At 68.0% G+C, this 20,968-nt stretch carries 20 protein-coding genes and 2 pseudogenes; 6 read left to right on the forward strand and 16 right to left on the reverse strand.

The genetic code is table 11. The annotated features are described in order from the left end of the window. Positions 1 to 52: 52 nt before the first annotated feature. From WFJ36_RS06805 to WFJ36_RS06815, 3 genes are read right to left on the reverse strand one after another with little or no spacing between them, the layout of a single operon-like run. Positions 53 to 664 (reverse strand): CYTH domain-containing protein, encoded by a 612-nt coding sequence (locus WFJ36_RS06805; protein WP_071329862.1) that lies wholly within the window; start codon positions 662 to 664, stop codon positions 53 to 55. Then, positions 657 to 872 carry a hypothetical protein gene (locus tag WFJ36_RS06810; RefSeq protein WP_025105115.1) on the reverse strand — a complete coding sequence of 72 codons (216 nt, stop codon included), beginning with the start codon at positions 870 to 872 and terminating at the stop codon, positions 657 to 659. Before WFJ36_RS06810 ends, WFJ36_RS06805 begins: the two co-directional genes overlap by 8 nt. A 47-nt stretch (positions 873 to 919) precedes the next feature. After that, positions 920 to 1,390 (reverse strand): prepilin peptidase, encoded by a 471-nt coding sequence (locus WFJ36_RS06815; protein ID WP_071329863.1) that lies wholly within the window; start codon positions 1,388 to 1,390, stop codon positions 920 to 922. 129 nt (positions 1,391 to 1,519) lie between these two features. Between WFJ36_RS06815 and WFJ36_RS06820 the strand changes: the two genes are divergently transcribed. Genes WFJ36_RS06820 through WFJ36_RS06830 form a run of 3 tightly spaced genes read left to right on the forward strand, consistent with a single transcriptional unit; the run spans position 1,520 to position 7,292 of the window. Next, on the forward strand, positions 1,520 to 2,305 hold the full coding sequence (locus WFJ36_RS06820) for a hypothetical protein (RefSeq protein ID WP_292790686.1): 786 nt from the start codon (positions 1,520 to 1,522) through the stop codon (positions 2,303 to 2,305). Continuing rightward, entirely contained in the window at positions 2,302 to 3,837 is a 1,536-nt protein-coding gene (locus WFJ36_RS06825) for a DNA polymerase Y family protein (RefSeq protein WP_292790683.1), read from the forward strand. Before WFJ36_RS06820 ends, WFJ36_RS06825 begins: the two co-directional genes overlap by 4 nt. Further along, positions 3,837 to 7,292, forward strand: coding sequence for an error-prone DNA polymerase (locus WFJ36_RS06830; RefSeq protein WP_336642944.1), 3,456 nt, complete (start codon positions 3,837 to 3,839; stop codon positions 7,290 to 7,292). The genes WFJ36_RS06825 and WFJ36_RS06830 overlap by 1 nt, the downstream gene beginning before the upstream one ends. A 48-nt stretch (positions 7,293 to 7,340) precedes the next feature. Here WFJ36_RS06830 and WFJ36_RS06835 read toward each other — a convergent pair whose 3' ends face one another. After that, positions 7,341 to 7,721 (reverse strand): hypothetical protein, encoded by a 381-nt coding sequence (locus tag WFJ36_RS06835; protein WP_292790677.1) that lies wholly within the window; start codon positions 7,719 to 7,721, stop codon positions 7,341 to 7,343. Positions 7,722 to 8,109: 388 nt separating this feature from the next. Then, positions 8,110 to 8,325 carry a hypothetical protein gene (locus WFJ36_RS06840; protein WP_071329868.1) on the reverse strand — a complete coding sequence of 72 codons (216 nt, stop codon included), beginning with the start codon at positions 8,323 to 8,325 and terminating at the stop codon, positions 8,110 to 8,112. Positions 8,326 to 8,409: 84 nt separating this feature from the next. Between WFJ36_RS06840 and WFJ36_RS06845 the strand changes: the two genes are divergently transcribed. Then, on the forward strand, positions 8,410 to 9,273 hold the full coding sequence (locus WFJ36_RS06845; protein ID WP_071329903.1) for a DUF72 domain-containing protein: 864 nt from the start codon (positions 8,410 to 8,412) through the stop codon (positions 9,271 to 9,273). Between the two features lie 20 nt (positions 9,274 to 9,293). Here the strand turns inward: WFJ36_RS06845 and WFJ36_RS06850 are convergent. After that, a pseudogene (locus WFJ36_RS06850) lies at positions 9,294 to 9,874 on the reverse strand (NADPH-dependent FMN reductase). 127 nt (positions 9,875 to 10,001) lie between these two features. Between WFJ36_RS06850 and helR the strand changes: the two are divergent. After that, positions 10,002 to 12,131: an RNA polymerase recycling motor ATPase HelR gene (helR, locus tag WFJ36_RS06855; RefSeq protein WP_256209489.1), complete on the forward strand. Its 2,130-nt coding sequence runs from the start codon at positions 10,002 to 10,004 to the stop codon at positions 12,129 to 12,131. Between the two features lie 14 nt (positions 12,132 to 12,145). On the opposite strand, the gene WFJ36_RS06860 is transcribed toward helR, so the two are convergent. The 7 genes and pseudogenes from WFJ36_RS06860 to WFJ36_RS06885 all read right to left on the reverse strand — a co-directional run bounded on the left by WFJ36_RS06860 (position 12,146) and on the right by WFJ36_RS06885 (position 14,983). Then, the gene (locus WFJ36_RS06860) at positions 12,146 to 12,358 is read right to left on the reverse strand and encodes a DUF2188 domain-containing protein (protein WP_071329871.1); all 213 of its coding nucleotides are present in this window, start codon (positions 12,356 to 12,358) and stop codon (positions 12,146 to 12,148) included. Next, complete coding sequence (locus tag WFJ36_RS06865) at positions 12,358 to 12,675, reverse strand: sugar ABC transporter ATPase (protein ID WP_336642945.1); 318 nt, start codon at positions 12,673 to 12,675, stop codon at positions 12,358 to 12,360. The genes WFJ36_RS06860 and WFJ36_RS06865 overlap by 1 nt, the downstream gene beginning before the upstream one ends. Positions 12,676 to 12,790: 115 nt before the next feature. After that, positions 12,791 to 12,943, reverse strand: coding sequence for an SDR family oxidoreductase (locus WFJ36_RS06870; protein WP_442927823.1), 153 nt, complete (start codon positions 12,941 to 12,943; stop codon positions 12,791 to 12,793). Positions 12,944 to 12,983: 40 nt separating this feature from the next. Beyond that, positions 12,984 to 13,181, reverse strand: coding sequence for a hypothetical protein (locus WFJ36_RS06875; RefSeq protein ID WP_336642946.1), 198 nt, complete (start codon positions 13,179 to 13,181; stop codon positions 12,984 to 12,986). A gap of 43 nt (positions 13,182 to 13,224) precedes the next feature. Next, positions 13,225 to 13,326: pseudogene (locus WFJ36_RS17140) on the reverse strand (short-chain dehydrogenase); the annotation flags it as partial. A gap of 108 nt (positions 13,327 to 13,434) precedes the next feature. Beyond that, positions 13,435 to 13,731, reverse strand: a complete 297-nt coding sequence (locus WFJ36_RS06880; protein ID WP_336642947.1) for a hypothetical protein — start codon at positions 13,729 to 13,731, stop codon at positions 13,435 to 13,437. A gap of 376 nt (positions 13,732 to 14,107) precedes the next feature. Further along, positions 14,108 to 14,983 carry a hypothetical protein gene (locus tag WFJ36_RS06885; RefSeq protein ID WP_336642948.1) on the reverse strand — a complete coding sequence of 292 codons (876 nt, stop codon included), beginning with the start codon at positions 14,981 to 14,983 and terminating at the stop codon, positions 14,108 to 14,110. 284 nt (positions 14,984 to 15,267) lie between these two features. Here WFJ36_RS06885 and WFJ36_RS06890 point away from each other — a divergent pair, with 284 nt between their 5' ends. After that, complete coding sequence (locus tag WFJ36_RS06890; RefSeq protein ID WP_336642949.1) at positions 15,268 to 17,370, forward strand: P-loop NTPase fold protein; 2,103 nt, start codon at positions 15,268 to 15,270, stop codon at positions 17,368 to 17,370. A gap of 57 nt (positions 17,371 to 17,427) precedes the next feature. Here WFJ36_RS06890 and WFJ36_RS06895 read toward each other — a convergent pair whose 3' ends face one another. From WFJ36_RS06895 to WFJ36_RS06905, 3 genes are all read right to left on the reverse strand, one after another. Then, a complete protein-coding gene (locus tag WFJ36_RS06895) occupies positions 17,428 to 18,768 on the reverse strand; it encodes a HEPN domain-containing protein (RefSeq protein WP_336642950.1) in 1,341 nt (446 codons plus the stop codon). Positions 18,769 to 19,158: 390 nt separating this feature from the next. Then, positions 19,159 to 20,274 carry a hypothetical protein gene (locus WFJ36_RS06900; protein ID WP_336642951.1) on the reverse strand — a complete coding sequence of 372 codons (1,116 nt, stop codon included), beginning with the start codon at positions 20,272 to 20,274 and terminating at the stop codon, positions 19,159 to 19,161. Beyond that, positions 20,255 to 20,644 (reverse strand): YunG family protein, encoded by a 390-nt coding sequence (locus tag WFJ36_RS06905; protein WP_336642952.1) that lies wholly within the window; start codon positions 20,642 to 20,644, stop codon positions 20,255 to 20,257. The genes WFJ36_RS06900 and WFJ36_RS06905 overlap by 20 nt, the downstream gene beginning before the upstream one ends. Positions 20,645 to 20,968 lie beyond the last annotated feature (324 nt).

A 20,968-nucleotide genomic window follows, 5' to 3' on the forward strand; every position in this document is an offset into this window, starting at 1 on the left:
AACCACCCCGGACGCCCACCCGGAAAGGGGTTGCTTCCGGAGGGTGGGAGGCCTAGAAGCCGAGAGCCCGGGCGAGCTTCGAATCGGAGCCGGCCGCTCGTGCACCGGCGGTGCGCACGGCGGTCTCGATCGCCGCGAAGAACGCCGCACGACCGGCGTCGTCGGACGGAGCCGCCGGTCCGAGTTCGACCTCCCACTCCCGCCACGCCCGACGTGTTCCGCTGCGCAGATCGGTCGCGCGCACACGGTCGTCGACGAACTCCGCCACGACGCCGTCCGGTCCGGTGAGGAGGTAGGCCGTCCGGTCGTTCTCGATGCGCGCGAGCGGCTCCAGCGGCGCGGTCGTCCAGGCGGCGATCGCCTCACGCACCGCCGTCGGGAGCTCCTCGCCACCGAGGGGCCAGCCCTGCTCGACCCGGCCGTCGCCCTGCCGCGGACCCTTGATGTGCCATCCCTCGTCCGGGCCCCCGGAGCGACGGCGCACCGCGACGCCGGCACGGGCCAGCGTTCCATCCGCGGTGTCCAGGTAGCGGGCGTCGAGAGCGCGGTGCTCGCCGGGCGAGACGGCGTCGACGCCGGGGATCGCCGTCCAGTCGGGCAGGGGCGTCCCCTCGTCGACGTCGTACGTGCGCTCGACCTCGACGGTGCGAGAGGGCTCAGTCATCCTCGAGCGTGAGGTCTTCGAGGGCTTCCTCGAACCAGTAGTCGATCTCGGTGGGGCCATCGCCCTCGCCCGTGTTCTGCGGCTCGCCGCGGCGGTTGTAGACCACCTGCGTCTCGCTGTAGGGGACGATCAGCTTGTCGTCCGCGTCGTCGTCGAGGGGGATGATCTGCCCGTCCAGCGGGCCACCGTGAAGTCGTGCGAGTGCCATGTGCCCAGGGTAGCGCTGCCCTCCCTCATTCGGGGCGACCTGCCCGGTCAGCCGCCGAGGACGCCGAGGACCGCCCCCGCGATCATCCACGGGCCGAAGGCGATGCGGGTCCTCCGGTCGGCCCGTCCCGCGGCGAGGAGCACGAGCGCGTAGACCGCTCCGAGCACGAAGGCGGACGAGGCGCCGAGGAGGAACGCGCCCCAGCCGTGCCAGGCGAGGACGAGCCCGATCACGAGGGCGAGCTTCACATCTCCTCCACCCATGCCCGCCCGGCTGAGCAGCCGCAGGGCCGCATAGAAGCCGCCGAGCACGAGGGACCCGAGCAGGCCCCGCCCCAGCGCGGCCGCGTCGGCGGTGACGACGGCGTCGGCGGCCGCAGCCAGGAGCAGCAGGAACAGGGTCGGCAGCACGATGCGGTTCGGGAGGCGGTGCGTGCGGGCGTCGATCACGGTCAGCAGGATGCCGATCGCGAGGAGGCCGCCATGCACGAGGCCGAGGAGGGCGAGACGGATGTCCATCCCCGCAGGTTAGGGAGATCCAGGAAGGCGCGGAGAGCCCTGTGGACAACCGCGGAGCAATGTCGGATGTACGAACTAACGTCAGTCGCGCCACTTGCTTTACTCGTACATATCTTCGAGGATGGACACATGGGGATCGGGCTCGATGCGATGACCGCGCTCTCTCCGACCAGCGACAGCCGCGCCGGAGAGGTGCTGCGGCTGCGCCGCGAGATCAGCCGGATGCAGCGGCGGCGCAGCGAGCACACGCTCCTCCCCCTCGATCCCGCCTTCGCCGCACTGCTGCCGGAGGAGGGGCTGCAGACGGGCACCTCGTACACCGTCTCCCCCTCGCCCGCCCTCGTGCTCGCGCTGCTCAGCGCCTCCTCCGACCGCGGGCACTGGTGCGCGGTGATCGGCATGCCCACCCTGGGGGTCGAGGCCGCTGCCGCCTACGGCATCGACCTGAGCCGACTGATCCTCGTCCCCGACCCGGGGGACCGCTGGCTCGCCGTCGCATCCGCGCTGGCCGAGGTGGTGCCCCTGATCGTCGTGCAGCCCACGACGAGGGCACGGGATGCCGATGTGTCCCGACTCAGCGCCCGTCTGCGCGACCGCGGGTCCACGCTGCTCGTGGCGGAGGAACCGGGCGCGGGGCGCTGGGCGCAGAGCGAGGGGACCATCCGGCTCCACGATCCGGACTGGCATGGGCTCGGCGAGGGGTGGGGGCTGCTCTCGGACTGCACAGTGACGGTCACGGCGCGGACCAGGCACAGCCCTCGCGCCTCGAGCGTGCGTGTCCGACTGCCCGGCGGGCACGGAGCCGTGGAGACCGTGGGCGCAGAGCTGACCGCCCTGCCGCCGCTCGCCCCCTCGGCGACGGACAGCGCTGAGGCCGGGTCATCCGACCTCCTCTTCTGGGCGGAGGCGGGATGAACGCCCCTCTCCGTGTCCTCGTCCTCTGGTTCCCCGACTGGCCGCTGCGAGCGGTGCTGGGCGGAGGGTCGCATCCGCCCACGGCCCTGGTACAGGCCAACATGGTCGTCGCCTGCACCGCATCCGCTCGCGCGCACGGCGTCCGCATCGGGCAGCGTCGCCGCGTCGCCCAGGGCCTCCTCTCCTCGCTGCAGGTCCTCCCCCACGACGCCGAGAAGGACGAGCGTGCCTTCGTCCCGGTGCTGCAGCTCATCGAGAAGCACGCCCCGGGTGTGACGCTGCTGCGTCCCGGCCTCGCGATCCTGCGCGCCCGCGGGATCGCCCGCTATCACGGCGGGGAGGCCGAGGCGGCGACAGCCCTGTCCACGATCCTCGCCGCTGCCGGCTTCCCCGAAGTGCGTGTCGGCGTCGCCGACGGACCCTTCACCGCCGAGATCGCGGCCCGAGGAACGGCGTCCTGCACGGTCGTACCTCCGGGCGGCTCCCGCGAGTTCCTGGCCCCCTATCCCGTGCAGGTGCTCCGCGACGAGCAGATCAGCGATCTCCTCCTCCGCCTCGGCGTACGCACTCTCGGCGAGTTCACCGCGCTCGCCCCTCTCGACGTCCGCGACCGCTTCGGCGAACACGGCGCCCGCCTGCAGGCCCTCGCCGCCGGCGCCGACTCCCGGCCCCTGACTCCCCGGCCGCCCGACCCCGAACTGGCCAGGACCATCGAGTTCGAGTCCCCTCTCGGAGGCACCGACCAGGTGGCCTTCGCCGTGCGGCAGACCGCCGATGCCGTGATGCTCGCTCTGGCGGACGCGTCGCTCGTGTGCACCGAGGTGCGGATCGACCTGACAGACGACGACGGCGCCGTCCACTCCCGCACCTGGCTGCACCCGACGAGCTTCGACGCCGCCGACCTCGTGGACCGCGTGCGCTGGCAGCTGGAGGCGCTGGCCGCCCTGACCGCGAGCGCGCCCGTCGACGAGGCCAGGGCATTCGGGGGCATCGTGGCCGCCCGCCTCCTCCCCGTCGCGGTGGACGATGCGGCCCATCACCAACCAGGACTCTTCGGCTCGGGCACCGATGAGCGACTGCATCACGCGGTCTCACGGGTGCAGACCATGCTGGGGCATCAGGGCGTGGTCACCGCTGCCCTCTCCGGAGGGCGCTGGCTCGCCGATCGTCAGGTGCTCACGCCGTGGGGCGAGCGTCCGGTCCCGCCTCGTGATCCGCGGTCCCCCTGGCCGGGGAGCCTTCCCGACCCTCTCCCCTCCGAGGTGTTCCGCCCGCCGCGCCCCATCGGCGTCGTCGCTGCGGACGGGAGCACGATCGACGTCGATGATCGTGGCGCCCTCACGCACGACCCCGCCCGCATCGACGGGGCGACCGTGCAGGCCTGGGCCGGCCCGTGGCCCGTGCACGAACGGCGCTGGAGCACGGGCGGCGGCAAGCGAGGCCACCGACTCCAGATCGTCGACGACCGAGACCGCGCCTGGCTCGTCTTCCTGGCCGGCGAGCGCTGGTGGGCTGAAGGGAGGTACCGCTGATGGGCTGGCACAATCCGCCATTGACCTGGGATCAGCTCGAACGCACCCTCAGCGGAGAGCCCACCCCTGAAGCGACCTCCGCGCCGCCGAGGCTCCGACCGGACCCCGGGCCGGTGAGTCGTCCACGGAAGCGCGTCCCCCCGTCCCTCCCGGAGCGTCCGGAGGAGGCCGTGCCCTATGCCGAGCTGCACGCGCACTCGTCCTACTCCTTCCTCGACGGGGCGTCCTCCCCCGAGGACCTCCTCGCGGAGGCCGAGCGTCTCGGCCTGAGCGCGCTCGCCCTCACCGACCACGACGGGTTCTACGGCGCCGCGCGCTTCGCCGAGCTGGCGGAGCTCATGGAGCTGCGCCTGCAGACCGTCTACGGTGCCGAGCTCTCTCTCGATCTGCCCTCCGCTCCGCAGGGGGCCGCCGACCCGCCGGGCACTCATCTGCTGGTGCTCGCCCGGGGCCTCGAGGGGTACCACCGCCTGTCCGGAGCGATCACCGCGGCCCAGCTCCGCGGCGGGGAGAAAGGGCGCCCGGTCTACGACCTCGACGAGCTCGCGGCGACCGCCGACGGGCACTGGACGATCCTCACCGGCTGCCGCAAGGGGGCGGTACGGCAGGGCCTGGAGGCCGGAGACGCCGCCGCGCCGCTACGCCACCTCGTCGACCTCTTCGGACGTGACAATGTCTCCGTCGAGCTCTTCGACCACGGCGATCCGCTGGACACCCGGCGCAACGACGCCCTCGCCGACCTCGCCCGCCGGATGCGGCTGCCCGTCGTGGCGACCAACAACGTGCATTACGCCCGCCCGGACCAGGCCCCCCTCGCCGAGGCGGTGGCCGCGGTCCGTGCGGTCCGGAGCATGGACGAGCTCGACGGCTGGCTGCCGGCCCACGGCGGCGCGCACCTGCGCAGCGGGGCGGAGATGACCGCGCGCTTCCGACGGTACCCCGGTGCGATCTCGCACGGCCTGGAGCTGGCCGCGGCCTCGGCCTTCCCGCTCCGGATGGCGCGCCCGGCTCTCCCCCGTCAGGACGTGCCGACGGGGCACACGCCGATGAGCTGGCTGCGGCACCTCGTCTGGGAGGCTGTCCCGTCGAAGTACCCGCGGTTGGACGCGGACGGCCGTCGGCGCATCGCCCGCGAGCTCGACGTGATCGAGGAGAAGGACTTCCCCGGGTACTTCCTCATCGTGCACGGCATCGTGACGGAGGCCCGGCGACGCGGCATCCTCTGCCAGGGCCGGGGTTCGGCCGCGGCGAGCGCGGTCTGCTATCTGCTGGGCATCACCGCGGTCGACCCGATCCTCTACCGTCTTCCCTTCGAGCGCTTCCTCGCCACCACCCGCACGGAGGAGCCGGACATCGACGTGGACTTCGACTCACGGCGACGGGAGGAGATCATCCAGTGGGTCTACCGGGAGTACGGCAGGGAGCGGGCGGCTCAGGTGGCGAACGTCATCCAGTACCGGCCGAAGAATGCGGTCCGCGATATGGCCAGAGCCCTGGGGCACTCTCCGGGACAGCAGGACTCCTGGTCGCGGCAGGTGGACGGCTGGGGATCGGGGCTCGAACCCGTCGAGGGCCACGACATCCCCGACACCGTGCTCGACTACGCGGCCGAGCTGCTGAAGGCTCCACGGCATCTGGGGATCCACTCGGGCGGCATGGTGCTCACAGCCCGGCCGGTCGGTGAGGTGGTGCCGGTCGAGCACGCCCGCATGGAGGACCGCACCGTCATCCAGTGGGACAAGGACGACGCCGCCTTCATGGGACTGGTGAAGTTCGACCTCCTCGGTCTGGGCATGCTCGCGGCGCTGCAGCACTGCTTCGACCTGGTCCGGGAGGCGACGGGCGAGGAGTGGACGCTGGAGACCCTGCCGAAGGAGGAGGCCGGCGTCTACGACATGCTCTGCCGGGCCGACTCGATCGGCGTCTTCCAGGTGGAGTCCCGCGCGCAGATCGGGCTGCTCCCCCGGCTGCAGCCGCGACGCTTCTACGACCTCGCCATCCAGATCGCTCTCATCCGCCCCGGACCCATCCAGGGCGGCGCCGTGCACCCGTTCGTCCGTCGGAAGATGGCGAAGGACAAGGTGGACGAGGTGAACCGGGAGCGGGAGGCCAGGGGCGAGCCCCCGGAGGAGTTCCCCATCCCCTACCCGCACAGCGACCTGGAGGACATCCTCGCGCGGACTCTGGGCATCCCCATCTTCCAGGAGCAGCTGATCCAGATGGCCACGGCCGTCGGCGACTGCACGGCCGATGAGGCCGACCTGCTGCGCCGGGCGATGGGATCGAAGCGGGGTCTGGAGAAGATCGAGAAGGTCAGGGACAAGCTGTACGCCGGGATGGCCCGCCGCGGGCTGGTCGACGATGCCGCCGACCGGATCTACGCGCAGATCCAGGCGTTCTCGAACTTCGGCTTCGCCGAGTCCCATTCCCTGTCCTTCGCCCTGCTCGTCTACGCGAGCTCATGGTTGAAGCTGCACTATCCGGCCGCTTTCCTCGCGGGCCTGCTGCGGTCGCAGCCGATGGGCTTCTACTCCCCTGCGACCCTCACGGCGGATGCCCGTCGGCACGGTGTGGAGGTCCGTCGCCCGGATCTCCATCTCTCCTCCGCCACCGAGACCCTCGAACCCCTCACGCCGGACGCCGCAGGGACGACCGGGAGGGACGACTGCCTGGCCGACCCGCAACCACCCGTGCACCGCTTCGACCGGAGCGCACCGGACGAGTCCGCGGCGCACCGGCGGGACGGACGGTTCGCGGTGCGCCTCGGGCTCAGCGGCATCCGCGGGATCGGGGTGCCGATGGCGGAGCGCATCGTCGCCGAGCGGGAGGCGCACGGTCCCTACCGCGATCTGCACGACCTCGTGCGCCGGACCGACGCGACGGCCGCTCAGTTGGAGGCCCTCGCCACCGCCGGAGCCTTCGCGTGCCTCGGGTTGGAGCGCCGGGAGGCCATCTGGCTCGCCGGAGCCGCCGCGGAAGACCGCGCCCGGTTCCTTCCGGGGACCACGGTGGCGGTGCAGCCCCCGCTGTTCGCCGACCAGACCAGCTACGAGCGCCTCTCGGCCGACCTCTGGGCGACCGGTATCTCGACCGACGACCACCCGATGACGCACTTCCGCGACGACCTCCGGGCTCGCGGCGTCCTGACGGCCGCGGACCTGCAGCGGCACGAGACCGGACGACGCGTCGAGGTGGCCGGTCTCGTCACCCATCGACAGCGCCCCGCCACGGCCGCCGGCGTCACCTTCGTCAACCTCGAGGACGAGAGCGGGTTGGTGAACGTGATCTGCTCGACGGGGGTCTGGGGTCGGTTCGGTCGTATCGCCCGAGAGTCCCCGGCGCTCATCATCCGCGGCATCCTCGAGCGCTCACCGGAGGGGGTCGTCAATGTGCTCGCCGACGCCTTCGAAGACCTCCGCACGGGGGTCATGCACCGCTCGCGGGACTTCCGATGAGTCCGGTGCCCGATGAGTCCGGCGCCCGAGGCGCCCGGCTTCCGGTGGTCACCAGAAGCGTTCGGGCTCCTCCGGAGCGGGACGGTCCGATCCACCCCAGCGATCCGCCTCGGCCTTGGCCGCGTTGACCGCCGCGTCCGCGCCGCGCAGAGCGATGCCCGCGCCGCTGGCCGACGGCCCGATGGGGTCGATGAGCAGCGACGTCCGCGGAGCGACGCCCACGGCCACCGTGCAGTCGAGGACGCGACCGATCCAGTGCGTCACCTCGGCGCGCGGCTCCTCGGCGCGTCGATAGCGGATGCCGGTGTCCAGATCGAGCAGCGAGAGGACGACGGGCTCCTCCGTCTGCGGGTCGACGAGTTCGGAGACCTCGACCCGGTGCCCGACCGGAAGTGCGACCTGACCAGCGAAGACGAGCATCCTGTCCATGCCCCCACCCTACGGAACGGCCCGTATCGGCGACAGAGCCGGGAGCCGCGCAGAATTTTCGAAGAAAGTTTTGTCCCCCAAATGGCGGACAAGAGGATTAAGGGATATTCTGCTCTTCGTAGCGGGGGCTACCGGCTGAATCTCTGGGGGATCAGCCGTAGAGACAGCGAGACTTCGCCGCCTCCCCAACCGTCCGGGTAGGACGGTGAGCCCTCTCGGCAGCACCGGGTTGGGGCGGTCCCGTCGAGAGGGCATACCCCGCGGCTAGCCGCCGTCCCGCCGAGCGTCAACCCCGGCGAGGGCGTGCACCGCTCGGGCTACGGTCGTTCGTCATGACGCCTCTCCCCTGTCTCGACCGCCGCCCCGGTGCACCTGCCGCCGGAGGCCGTCAGCCGTCGGTGGGCTCGTCGAGGCCGTCCTCATCCAGCTGCACTTCGATGCGCTGCTCCGCGGCGTCCGCGGGGTCCGCCTCGATGGGATGCGGCTCCGGTGCCGAGGGGGTCGGAACTTCCGGGTCCTCGGGAACCTCCTCCGCAAGGCGCTCCTGCTCCTGCAGGTCCGCCTCGGGCTTCACATCGTCGATCGGATGGTCATTGAGAGACATGGCTTCTCCTCCTTCGGTGTGGACGAGTCCAGCCTGCCGACGCCGAACGGCAGCGGCAAGGGGCTTGACCCGACGGAGGCGGCCATGACGCGGCAGAGCAAGCAGGGCCGGGTACGCATCGGCGTCTCCGGGTGGCGGTACGCCCGGTGGCGCGGCGACTTCTACCCGCGCGGCCTGCCGCAGCGTCGAGAGCTCGAGCACATCGGATCGCAGTTCCCCACCGTCGAACTCAACGGCTCGTTCTACTCTCTGCAGCGGCCCGAGAGCTACCGCCGGTGGGCGGCGAGCGTTCCCGACGACTTCGTGTTCGCGGTCAAGGGCTCACGCTACGTCAGCCACATGCTGCGGCTGCGCAACGTCGAACAGGCGCTGGCCAACTTCTTCGCCTCGGGCGTCCTCGCCCTCGGTCCCCGCCTCGGACCGATCCTCTGGCAGCTCCCCGCGAGGCAGCATTTCGACGCGGAGCTCGTGGAGGCGTTCCTCGACGCCCTTCCGCAGACGACGGCGGAGGCCCTCTCCCTCGCCCGGCGGCACGACGAGCGGCTGCAGGACCGGGCGTGGCTGGAGATCGATGCCGACCGCCCGCTCCGCTTCGCCCTCGAACCGCGTTCAGATTCCTTCGCCGACCCCTCGAGCCTGAGGCTCCTGCAGCATCACGGGACTTCCCTCGTCATCGCCGACACCGCCGGGACGTGGCCGCGGTTCGACGCCCTCACCGCCGACTTCGTCTACGTCCGCCTCCACGGCGCGCAGATGCTCTACCACAGCGCCTACACCGAGGCGGAGCTGCGGGAGTGGGCGAGGCTCATCCGCGGGTGGGCCGACGGGACCGGCGCCGACGACGGGACACCGCGCGACGTCTTCGTGTACTTCGACAACGACGCCCGCGGGCACGCACCCCACGACGCCCTGGCCTTGAGCGCCCTCGTGGCGGACACGCTCTCCTGACGCGGCGAGCGCGGCGGCGGCTACCGGTCGCCGACGTGACCCGGAGCGGTGAGCGACAGCACCCGCTCGACGAACGCCGCGTACTCCTCCATGTAGTGCCGAGGAACTTCTCGGTGTCGGCGTCGTACACCTGCCCGTCGGTGCCGAACACCTCGGGTCGGAACGTGATGTACGCCTCCGGGGCGTTCAGCTGGGGCGCATTGAGGAAGCTCAGCACGCTCCGCATCGACGACTGCATGACCGCGGTGCCGATCGCTCCGGTCGAGGCGCCGATGATGCCGGTGGGCTTGCGTGCGAACGAGTTGTGCCCCCAGGGTCGCGAGCCCCAGTCGATGGCGTTCTTCAACGCCCCGGGGATGGAGCGGTTGCACTCCGGAGACACGAGCAGCAGCCCGTCCGCGCCCTCGATCGCGCTCTTGAACGCGGTGACCGCAGCGATCGGTTCGAGTTCGTCGTCGCGGTTGTAGAGGGGGAGGTCGCGGATCGGGATCTCCACGAGCTCCAGGTCCGGCGGAGCCAGCCGCACGAGCGCCGTGGCCAGGACGCGGTTGATCGAGTCCGATGCGAGGCTGCCGATGAGGTAGCCGATCCGATGGGTCATGGTGAGGTCCCCTCGTCTCCCTGCATCTCCAGGATATCGCCGGGGTGGGGGCTTGCCACAAGGCCCCCCTCGAGAGGCAGAATCGACGACTCGCGTGCCCCGCATGCCCTCGCGAAGGAGACCTCCGGTGCTCGACCCCTTTGACCTGTCCGCCGACCATGCGGCGAAGTCCGCAGACGACCTCATCGCCGCCGACCGCGTCCACCTCCGACGGCTCGGCGTCGCCCTCTCCCGGGAACGCGACGCCCTGACCGCTCGTCTCGCCCTCGTGCGCCGGCAGGCCGCGGACGCGGGCGTCACGGCGGTCGATCGCGACCTGGAGATCCGCCGCCTCAGCGCGACGCTGCGCCTGCGGGAGCGCTACGGCATCGACATGTGCCTGGGCCGGATGACCCCCGCGGCCGGACCGCCGGTGTACATCGGTCGCGCCGGGGTGTCCGATGCGGACGGCACCCGCCTGCTCGTCGACTGGCGGGCTCGGGCTGCGGAACCGTACTTCGCCGCGACCTGGGAAGACCCCCGGGGCCTCCTCTCCCGGCGACGGTACCGGTGGAAAGGTGGCAGGATCACGGACTACTGGGACGAGGCCCTGTCGCCGGAGGGCCTCGACGGCGCCGCCTCCCTCGACGACCAGTCGGCTTTTCTCGCCAGCCTCGACGCCCACCGGACCGGGCGGATGCGCGACGTGCTGGCGACCATCCAGGCGGATCAGGACGCCATCGTGCGAGCGCCTTCGCCCGGTGCGCTCGTCGTCGACGGCGGCCCGGGCACCGGCAAGACGGTGGTCGCGCTGCATCGCGCCGCGCACCTCCTGTACGCCGAGCCGCGGCTGACGAACGGAGCCGGCGGCATGCTCCTCGTGGGGCCGAACCCGCAGTACCTCGGCTACGTGGAGGATGTGCTGCCGAGCCTCGGCGAGGACACGGTGAGATTGTGCACCCTGCGCGACCTCACTCCCGAAGGCGCGGGCGCCATCCCGGAGGCGGATCCCCGGGTGGCTGAGATCAAGCAGCGCCTCGACCCGGAGCAGGTGATCCCCGCGGCGATCTCGGCGCTGACCCGGCCGCCGACGCACGCTCTCCGCCTCGAGACACCGTGGGCCGATCTCTGGGTGAGCCGCGAGGACTGGGCCGACCTGTTCGCCACAGCGGATCCGGCGTCGCCGCACAACGAAGCGCGCGACGAGGTCTGGGAGGAGGTGCTGGAGATGCTCGTGGACCAGGTCCGCGACGCGGAGGTCTCCGAGTCCTCGATCCGCCGGTGGCTGCGGCAGGACGACGAACTCACGGCGACCTTCCGGCGGGCCTGGCCGCTGTTGGCACCGGAGGCGGTGGTCGCCGCGCTCTGGGCATCCCCGACGCTGCTCGAGCAGTGCGCGCCCGACCTCACGGCCGACGAGCGCGCTCTGCTGAGCCGAGCAGAAGGGGCACCCTGGACGGACGCGGACCTTCCCCTGCTCGACGCAGCGCACCGCCGGATCGGCGACCCCGAAGCCGTCCGAGAGCAGCACCGGCGACACGTGGCAGCCGCCGCGGCCGAGGAACAGATGTCCGCGGTCGTCGACCACCTCATCGAAAGCGATGACAGCGAGATGAAGGTGATGTCGATCCTGCGCGGCGAAGATGCGCGGAACGTGCTCGCGGGAGCGGACGCACCTCCCCCGCTCCCGCCGGATGAGCTCGCAGGCCCCTTCGGACACATCGTCGTCGATGAGGCGCAGGAGCTCACCGATGCGCAGTGGCGAACGCTGATCGCGCGGTGCCCCTCTCGCAGCTTCACCGTCGTGGGCGACAGGGCCCAGGCACGGAGGGCCTTCCCGGAGTCCTGGGCGGATCGCCTCGAACGCCTCGGCCTGCGGAACGTGCGGATCGCCTCGCTCCGGGTCAACTACCGCACGCCGGCCGAGGTGATGGCGCTGGCCGCACCGACCATCCGCCAAGCGCTGCCCGACGCCAATGTCCCGACGTCCGTGCGGGAGAGCGGCATCCCGGTCCGGCACGGCACGGTGGCCGAGCGCGACGCGGTGCTGGAGGCGTGGCTCGCGGCGAACCCGGAGGGAGTCGCTGCAGTCATCGGCGACCCCACCTTCGCGCCGAGTCCGCGGGTCAGGGTACTGACACCGGAGGAGGCCAAAGGACTGGAGTTCGACCTCGTGATCCTCGTGCGCCCGGAGGCATTCGGCTCCGGGCGCACGGGGGCGGTCGACCGCTATGTGGCGATGACCCGCACGACGCGCGAACTCGTCATCATGCGCTGAGCAACCGTGGTGCTTCAGACGTCGCTCGGGTCGCCGCCGTCGGTGATGGTGCCGGTCGGCTCGCTCTCCTCGATCTCATGGCGGGCACCGCGCTCGGAAGCCAGTGCTTCCCCCTCCTCGATCGCCTCGTCACGGCTGGTGTAGCTGCGGGAGAGCTCCGGCGCGCCCTCCACCTCGTTGACCCACTGGCCGTTCTTCGAGCGGGTGACGATCGTCGTGATGGCCATCAGACGTCCCCCGGCCCCAGGTCGCCCTGGCCTTCCTCGCCGAGGTCGGCGAGGACCGGGTCCTCCCCCTGGCTCTCTGGCTGCGGGGTGGAGCCCGGCAGGTCCTCCGCCGGCACCTCATCGTCGGGACCGGGGATCTCGTCGGGATCACGGCTGGTGGCGGTCTGCGCCGCCAGATCTTCCGGTGCCGCACCGTCGTCGAGGGCTTCTGTGCGTTCCCATTCCGCCTGCGCGGGATCGTTGCTCGGGTCAGCCTCGGTGGTCGCGTCGCCGTCGCGCAGCGGCTGACCGCCGACGTCGTCGGGTGTCGATTCCATGTCTCCTCCTTCGATCGGGCTGCCCCCCAGTCTCCCGGCTGGAACCGGAGTGGCCGAGGGGCTTGAGGAGACCTCGCCGAGCCGCTAGGTTCCGGGACTCCGCGAGGAGCGGGCGTCAGTTGCGACCGGCCATGACGCCGCCGTCGGCGTCCCAGACCGCACCGGTCACCCAGCTCGCGCGGTCGGAGAGCAGGAACGCGGCGACCTCGGCGATGTCCTCGGGGGTTCCCACCCGGCCGAGCGGGTGGAAGGCGTCGAAGCTCGACACGACCCCGTCGACCTCGTCCTTCCCGATGAAGCCCTTCGAGCTACGCGTCGTAGTCCGCTTCGGTGTGCTCGAGGAACGGCTTCGGCGCGAACTCACCCGCGGCGTTGACGAGGAGGTCGGCATCGGCGTGCTCGGCGGCGAGCCGGGCCCGGAGTGCTTCCACTCTCGCGGGGTCCGTCAGATCGGCCTGGAGGACGGTCCCATCGATGCCCTTGGCCGATGAGAGACGCCCGCGCATTCTCCAGCTTCTCCTCGCGCCGTCCGACGAGGACGACGATCGCGCCCTCCCGTCCGATCCGCTCAGCGATGGCGAGGCCCATCCCGCTCGTGCCCCCGATCACGATCGCGGCGCGTCCGGTGAGTTCCCTGTCGAGCTCGGCCATGATGCGGCTCCTCTCCGTCCTGGACGGCGGGTGCCGTCTCGTCTCCACGCTACGAAGCGGCAGCCGTCGGGAGTGGACGAGCGCACGTGATCGAGAGATAACCCCTGTTTATGAGTCGGCAGTGGCCGCGTCCAGCGAGAGCACGGCGGTGAGGTCGGCCAGGTCGTCGGTGAGCGGGGAGGAAGCGTCCCAGACGGCCTCGTAGAAGATCTCCAAGTCCATGCCGTGTTCACTCAGCGGGCGGTGCGGCGCGTCCGGGGAGGCGAGCTTCGAGCGCGCGATGACCGCGTTACCGAGGCCCAGCTTGGCCCATTCCTCGAGCATCCGATAGGTCGCCGCCTCACCGTCGTAGGCGCTCAACGGCAGGTCGTTCGCGACGAAGAGATCGGTGGTGAAGGTCGTCAACCCGCACGTGTCCGCCATCAGTATGAGCGGCGTATCGGTAAGATCGCTGAGCTCCACAGGGCCGTCCTACGACGGCTCGTGGTCCACGACGACCACCGGCTCCGCATCAATGATGCGATGCTGGAACCGAGACTCGGCTTCGGCCGCCGAATGACGACGGCGGTGGAACCTCGCTGAGCTCGCGATGAGGAATCGCGGCGTTTGCGAAGGACTGCTACGCCGGCATTCGAAACCCCGCGAGTCATGACGAAGGGGAGCTTCAGAGCAAGAGGCCGTGGAGCAACTAGCCGCCTTCAGCGTGCTTGCCCGATGGATCGACGAGGCGACCGTTGTTGACGATTGAGTCCTGACGCGTTGAGTGTGGCCGAAGGTCAACCTATTCCTGGAGGAAGCGCGACGGATCTGGGAGATGCTTGACGAAGTAGGGCGTTCTGAGAACCATCGAGTCCGTGACAAACCACGCCAGGCGCCACTGCCCAGCGGAGTATAGATATGCGACGATCTGGGCGTCCACCCGGGTTGCATCCCGCCAGCTCCCAGCGATCTCGGCCAGCTTGCCAGCGCTGTCGACGGCGGTCCCAAGCTCGGTAAGGTCGGTGCCCGCAGAGAAGGGGACGAAGCCCAAGAGTCGGCGCCCGTCCGAGAGGTCGAACGAGAGGGTCACGAACCGATCGCGTCCGGACTCTTTCGCTGCATCCGAGGCGCGCCCGATCCACTGGGTTAGGCGATCTGCCGTCAACCCTCCGAGACGCTCGAGGAAGCTGCCTGCGAACTTCGCCGCGCCCCACGTAACCGGAATGGCGAGCAGCCACTCGATGGGCGGCAGCGATGACCACTTCTGAACCTCATGGATGGGAAGCGGGCTGGCAACCGCGAGTTCACTCCACACTTCGGGCTCGAAGTTCCGGGTCTCAACCTGCACGTTGACTTCGACGGACTCCGGCGGTTCCTCCGGCATGTCGCTCGACGACGCGAATGGATCGTTGTCGTCATCGCGATCGTGGATTGGCAACGTAACGCCTTCGATAACCAACGCCTCGTAGCCGTCTTCAGTCGGCTCGAGCGACCCACTAACGATGCGTCCCAAAGGCGGGTAGATGGTGAGATGCTCTTCAGAGAGCGGAATGAAGCCACCGTCGATCTGTGTGATCATGCCCTCGAGCGCCTGCCTCGCGAAGACCACGTGCTCGCCAGAGGTAAGAACGGTCGGCTTCGTCGTCGCAATTATCCCTCGGTAAACCGAGCCCGCCATGTCGGTCACTGTAGAACCCCTCATCCCGTGGTGAATGGTGGCGAATCTGCCGCTCGCTCCCATCTTCTCGCACGCTGCTCGGGGAGCACGGTTGTGGAATGGACAGATGGTGGGCAGATCCCGCTGTGGCAGGTTGACGACCAACCGGCCTCGACTCGACACGACACGAGTACGTGAGCGACCCCGTCGCGAGTGCCAGTCCTAACGCACCCTACAGCGGTGTGCAACGCCCGGCTGGGCGTGTGTGAAGAGGTCCGCACGCTTGATCGTGCCAATCTGTGACCATGGCATACGAACGGCACCAGCACGACCCGGCACCGTGGGCCGATGAGCCGCTAACGGACGCGACTGGGGATGAGCTTGGTCGCGGACCCTTTGTCGCCACCGTCGTCTCTCAAATCAGCGAAAGCACCGCGAGTGATCCAAGCACAGTTTTCGGGCTGGTCGGGGAATGGGGGTCTGGGAAGACCTCTATCATCCAGCAGGTCAGATCGAAGCTGTCTGATGACTGGATCGTTGCGGACTTCACGCCGTGGTCAAGCGGAGACACGAGTGCAATGTCCTTCGAATTCGTGTCGACTCTCGCTGATGCACTTGGTGTCGCCGCGTCTGGGGAGACGCGCGCGAAGTTCGCCCGGTACGCCGGTTTTGTCGCGCCCTTACTAAATGCGGTGCCACTCGCGGGCGCGGCGGCCGGCGGTGTAGCGAACGAAGTGCTCGCCACCCTCGCATCGCGGCCGCCCTGGCACAAGCAGTTTGAAGAACTGTCTTCAACCGTTGCCGAGGTGGGCACGCGGGTGCTGGTCGTGATCGACGATGTAGACCGGCTGGCTGGGTCCGAGCTCATGAACTTGCTGCGCGTGGTGCGACTGCTCGGCAGGTTCCGGGGAATCCACTACTTGATGGCGTACGACCAGGCGACGATTGAGGAACTCCTTGAGGTTAGTGGGTCCGTGGGGCGTGCCACTTCCTTCATGGAGAAGATCGTTCAATACCCATTCGAAGTACCGCCCATCTCGCGGGCCGCCGCGTTACGACTAACCCACCAGACGCTGAGTCAGTTGATGGAGGCAAGCGGCGCCCGCCTGGATGATCATGGGCTACAGCGTGAGGCCGAACTCGCACATGTGCTTGCTCCCATGATCAGAACGCCCCGAACGCTGGGGCGCTTTCGGTCGCAGTTGCTGGCCTTCGCAACTCACGTTCGAGACGCTGAGCTCGACGTGCTCGACTACGCCGGAGTTACATGGTTGCGCCTCGAGGCTCATGGCGTTTGGAGCCAGCTGTCTCGCTGGCACTCGGAACTGAAGTCTGGGACCCGAAGCACCGGCTTGCTTACTAGTGAGAAGATCCCGCTCGACGACTGGCTAGCGCGAATCCGCGGCGTTGACCCAGCGGGCGACCCACGGGACATAGCGAGGGTGCTCGACTTACTGTTCCCCGGCATCAGTCTTGACGAAGTAAGCAGCCATTACGCACATCCACGGTCAGTGGCAGATGAGGTCTACTTCGGGCGATACCTGCTGCTGGCTCTTCCCGAGGATGATGTGAGTGATGAGTTGATCGCGGCTGTGGTCGACGACCTCGTCGACCGAGGAGAGTCAGAACGGCTGGACGAGCTCATCGCATTGCTCGACGGTGCAGACGCGACCGCGAATCTCGGATACAAGCGCGCGTTCGAGCATCGGCGCGATGCAAGCTCGACCAGCCGCGCATTGGTCGAATTTCTGCTCGAGCGTGTCCGACGTCGCCTCACGGACCCTCGCATCCCCGGTTCGCCGCGCACGACTCTAACTCCCTGGCTGGCACGAGAAGTCGCGCTGAGCGTGGAGGCAGGGCAGGCCCTAGCCACCGACGTTATCGAAGCGGTCGGCGAAGTGGACTCGTTCACGGTGATCATGCAGTTCACGAACGTTCTCCGGGACCGTGATCGCGCCAAGTCGATTGCTCGAGGCTTCGCCGACTACTGGCTCAATGCCGTTCGCACCCGAAAGGATGAGTTGCTCGACGACCACATTCGATTGACCAGTTCAATCGAGCTGATCGCCTGGTCTTACGGGGTCGAGAGGGTCGAGGGCATTCTTGACAACGCAATCGATAGTTTTGACAGCTACGTGCGCGTTGCCAGCGCCTTCGTTCGCTTCTCTCGGTGGGTGGGAAGCGACATCACGTACGAGATGCGATTCGCCCAACCGGAGTTTGCGGCGGTTGTCTCGACTGCTATGAGGTCAAGGTTTCTTGAACAGGTGACGGCAGCGAGGACCGGGCTTTCGTATCAGCTTGATGATCTCCCGAGCCCCGATGTCGATCCATCTGTCCTCCGGGAGTTCGTCCTGGACTCCCTCTCGCTGGACGGCCCGGGACAGGCGGAGGAGGCACAGGCCTAGCTGCCTGACCGGCCAGGGTCTAGCTGGCTCGGACCTGCCCTGGTGATCCGGCGGACGTTATGTGACCTTCACAAAGCCGTGCTGTTGCGAGTCGTCTTTGAGGCGGGTCTTCAGCTCATCCAAAGGCACTCCCAGCTCCGCGGCAACCCACGCTCGGACGACGAGCACGCCCCGCTGCCAAGCGTTGAGCACGTCTACCATGTCGGGCTCCGCGCGGTTGGCGTGCTTGATCCCGTTGTATACCTCGACGAATGAGTCGACCCAGTCCGCTCCTTCGAACGGCAAGCTGTCCCCGAGATCGGCGAGTATTCGTTCCAGACGCGCGCGCAGTGAGGCATGGGCCGCGTCCTTCTCCGCGACGCTATCTCGGATCATCAACAGGTAGCCCAGGGCTTCCAGGCCGGGGCCGGTGTGCGCGAGCCGAGTGTGACCACCGGCCTCTTTCAGGTTGATGCAAGTGATCACGGGATCGAGAGCTCGGGAGAACTCGTCATGCAGGGCAATCCAAGCTTTGATCCCCCCGACCTGCAGGTCGGCGAACCGGATGATGTGGGGGCGGTATCCGCTGGGCGGCGCCGTCGGCGTGTCATCAGACACCACGACGTTGCGCCACTGTTCACCGTGTTCCTTGCCATCCATCGTCGTGAGAGGGTCATCCTCTCGGTAGGCAAGTACCTCGACACAAGACTCGTTCCACCAGCGGGACAGCACGAGGAGGTCGCAAATCGCCCGATGCTTGGCGTAGTGGTCGCGCCAGCTCCTGGGGTCGGTGCTCCGCGTGGTGCACCTCATCAGGTCTTTCAGAGTGCGAGCATCGCGCCCACTTTCGGGGACGACGGCCCACCCCGGCACGAATGACAACGCGATCCCGTCGACGTCACCGATCTCGAACTTGTCTGCGACAACCGAGCTGAATGAAGCGGCGACTGGGCCGTCTGGCCAGGTATATGTCTCTTTCCAAGACGTGACGCCGAGCCACTCCCGGAGACCGGAGATCTCGGTCTTCAGACCGTGGGGCTTGTCGTACTCGACATCGTGGTCCACTCCCAGGATCGCGACCCGTGACCAGAGCGTCCCGCTGCCAGGCCCCCAGAAGTTCGCATGGAATCCCTTTGCGCGGCAGCCGGTGAGAAGAATCGGGCCATGCGAATCATGGAAGAGAACCCGCTTCGGGACGGGCTTCCGTTCGGCAGGCTCCTCCCCCTCGAGCACAGATGGCTGCATGAATCCATCGCCGACAAACCAACCCGCGTAGGGACTACCCGGCTCCGACCACGGCAGTGTGATACTGATCCCATGCTCCGAGCGCTCGAGGATCATGTTCACCTCGGGGGTGTCTGGGTCGAAGTCGATGAAGTCCCCGACCCGACGCGTCCCCATCTCAAGCTTGTTCACCATTCGGCCTCCTCGCCTTGACTAGCACTCAGCTTGCCGGACGTCGACGGTCTTGGGGAAGCTTGAATCCGGCCCACACACGGATCGGGAGCAACCGGCACGGTCGCTCCCCTTCCGGAGCGGGACGGCCGGAGCGGGCCACGAGGGAGCCAAAGCGATGGGTTTTCGATGATCGGATCACATCCACCTGCAGAAAAGTCCCGGAAACCCTTGAGTTTCCGGGACTTCTCGGTCGGGCTGACAGGATTTGAACCTGCGACCCCTTGACCCCCAGGCGTCCAGACGATTCAAATCTCACCGAAAACCGCGTAATTCCGCGGATCAGATCATGCAGAGCACGTCACGAAATGCATGGTTTGCTTGATTTTGGTCCCCTTTTGGTCCCCCTCGAACTCAGGGAAGGATTTTTAGGCCGCGCTTCGTCTGCCATAGCCCTAGCCCGAATACCGCTCCAGCAAGTGCAACGGAAAACCCAGCTCCCCAGCCATCTTTGGGCACAAGATCGGTCGCTGCGAAGGCAACGGCGCCAGCTGCAACCGCTCCGGCTACTGGAATCGCGTACTTCTGCGCGTTGGACGGGCCCAGCACAACGTTCAGGCGGATTGATGCGGCCTCCGAGGGAATACGGGGCCCAACTTCCAGGTAGCTGCGGGTCGAGTCAGGGCGGTTGGGCACATCGATGAAAACTGAGAACGCGTCGTACGCTGATGTGAGGGTCAGGCTCTCAACATCACGAGCACTCAGGCCTTCACCCACGGCGAGCCTTAGCTCCGAGGGGATCATCCCAAGGCTCTCCTGACGGTGGAAGATCTCCAGAATGTAGCTGTGCCCCGTCGTCAGCCAAAACTCGCCATCCTTTGCACCCACGAACTCACCGGTGCCGATGTCACGTATTCCGACAACTCGAAAGTAGAACCTTTCTGGGTTGGTGAGCGTGGACGAAAGATAGTCAACGATCGCTCGGAAGGCAGCGTCATTGCCAGACGACAGAGGGAGCTTCGTTTCCTCTAGGTCATTGTTGAACGATGAAGCTGCTGGACCAAAGCCTGCTGAGTGGGGCACATCATCGTCGGGCGATGGATACTGACTAGACGTTCTGAGCAATTTCGAGTACTCGCGAATTCGGTGGCCAAGTTCCAACCGTTGAGTCTTGTCGGGCTCGGCACCGACCGGCAATCCGAGGAAGGTGAAGTAATCCCCCAGTTCGAGATCGATAGACAGAATCTCACCATGTTCGGATGCGCCCACTACCGTCGCTAACCTCAACGGGATGAACGCAGACTCATGAAACCGCTGCGGGTGCTGAAGCGAAAGGTGTATCAGCGCACTCAATCCTGTCGAGCGCAACCATTCACTGCGCAACTCTTCAGAGACATGCCGACGGTCATAGCGGAACCGAATCCGTGCACCGTTCGGATGCGCGACGGCTGCGAGCGCGTCCGTAACGTATCGCTCCCGGATGTTAGAGGTGTAGAGAAAGAGGGTGCGGTCAGATGTGCCCATGTTCACGGACCTGTCTTGCTACAGAGTCAGCGAGCAATTTGTAACGACGGCTGGTCGACGTACTCGACAAAAGATAGTCACGTTCTCGAACACCAGTCGAAGTAATTGTGGGGTTTGGGAACTGATCAAGAGTTAAATCAATCTCTTTCCCCGAGGCCAACATGATCCAGTAATGACTGACACCGTCCACTATTCCCCGAAGAAGTTCCCCACCGAGGTAGTCCTGCAGGACGAGTGCCGTGACCGCACACTGCCCTTGCGACGGAAGTGAGGGCGTCCAGGCTTCAGGAGTAACGGATGTGTCGGCCGACCACGCGTTGCGCAGCGCGACCGTGAGTTCGGCAAGACCCGTCTCCGCTGGTGCCCGTACTGTCATGCTTCATAGGGTAGCGACCGCGTCTGACATTTCGGCAGCGATCTGGAGAGATCGTCTGTTCGGTGTCCTAGGCGCTGGCGCGCCCGCCATCCAACTCACCCCGTTCCGGCACAGACTGATCGCCACCTCGACAACCACCTACTACGCCGCAGGCGGCGCAGATCCGTGAGTGCCCATGATCGGGATCGGCGTGAGCGACAAGGACGCGCCTGCACGCGGGGGGGGGGGGGGGGGGGGGGGGGGGGGGGGGGGGGGGGGGGGGGGGGGGGGGGGGGGGGGGGGGGGGGGGGGGGGGGGGGGGGGGGGGGGGGGGGGGGGGGGGGG

This window comes from Microbacterium sp. MMO-113, assembly GCF_037148555.1.
Lineage (GTDB): Bacteria > Actinomycetota > Actinomycetes > Actinomycetales > Microbacteriaceae > Microbacterium.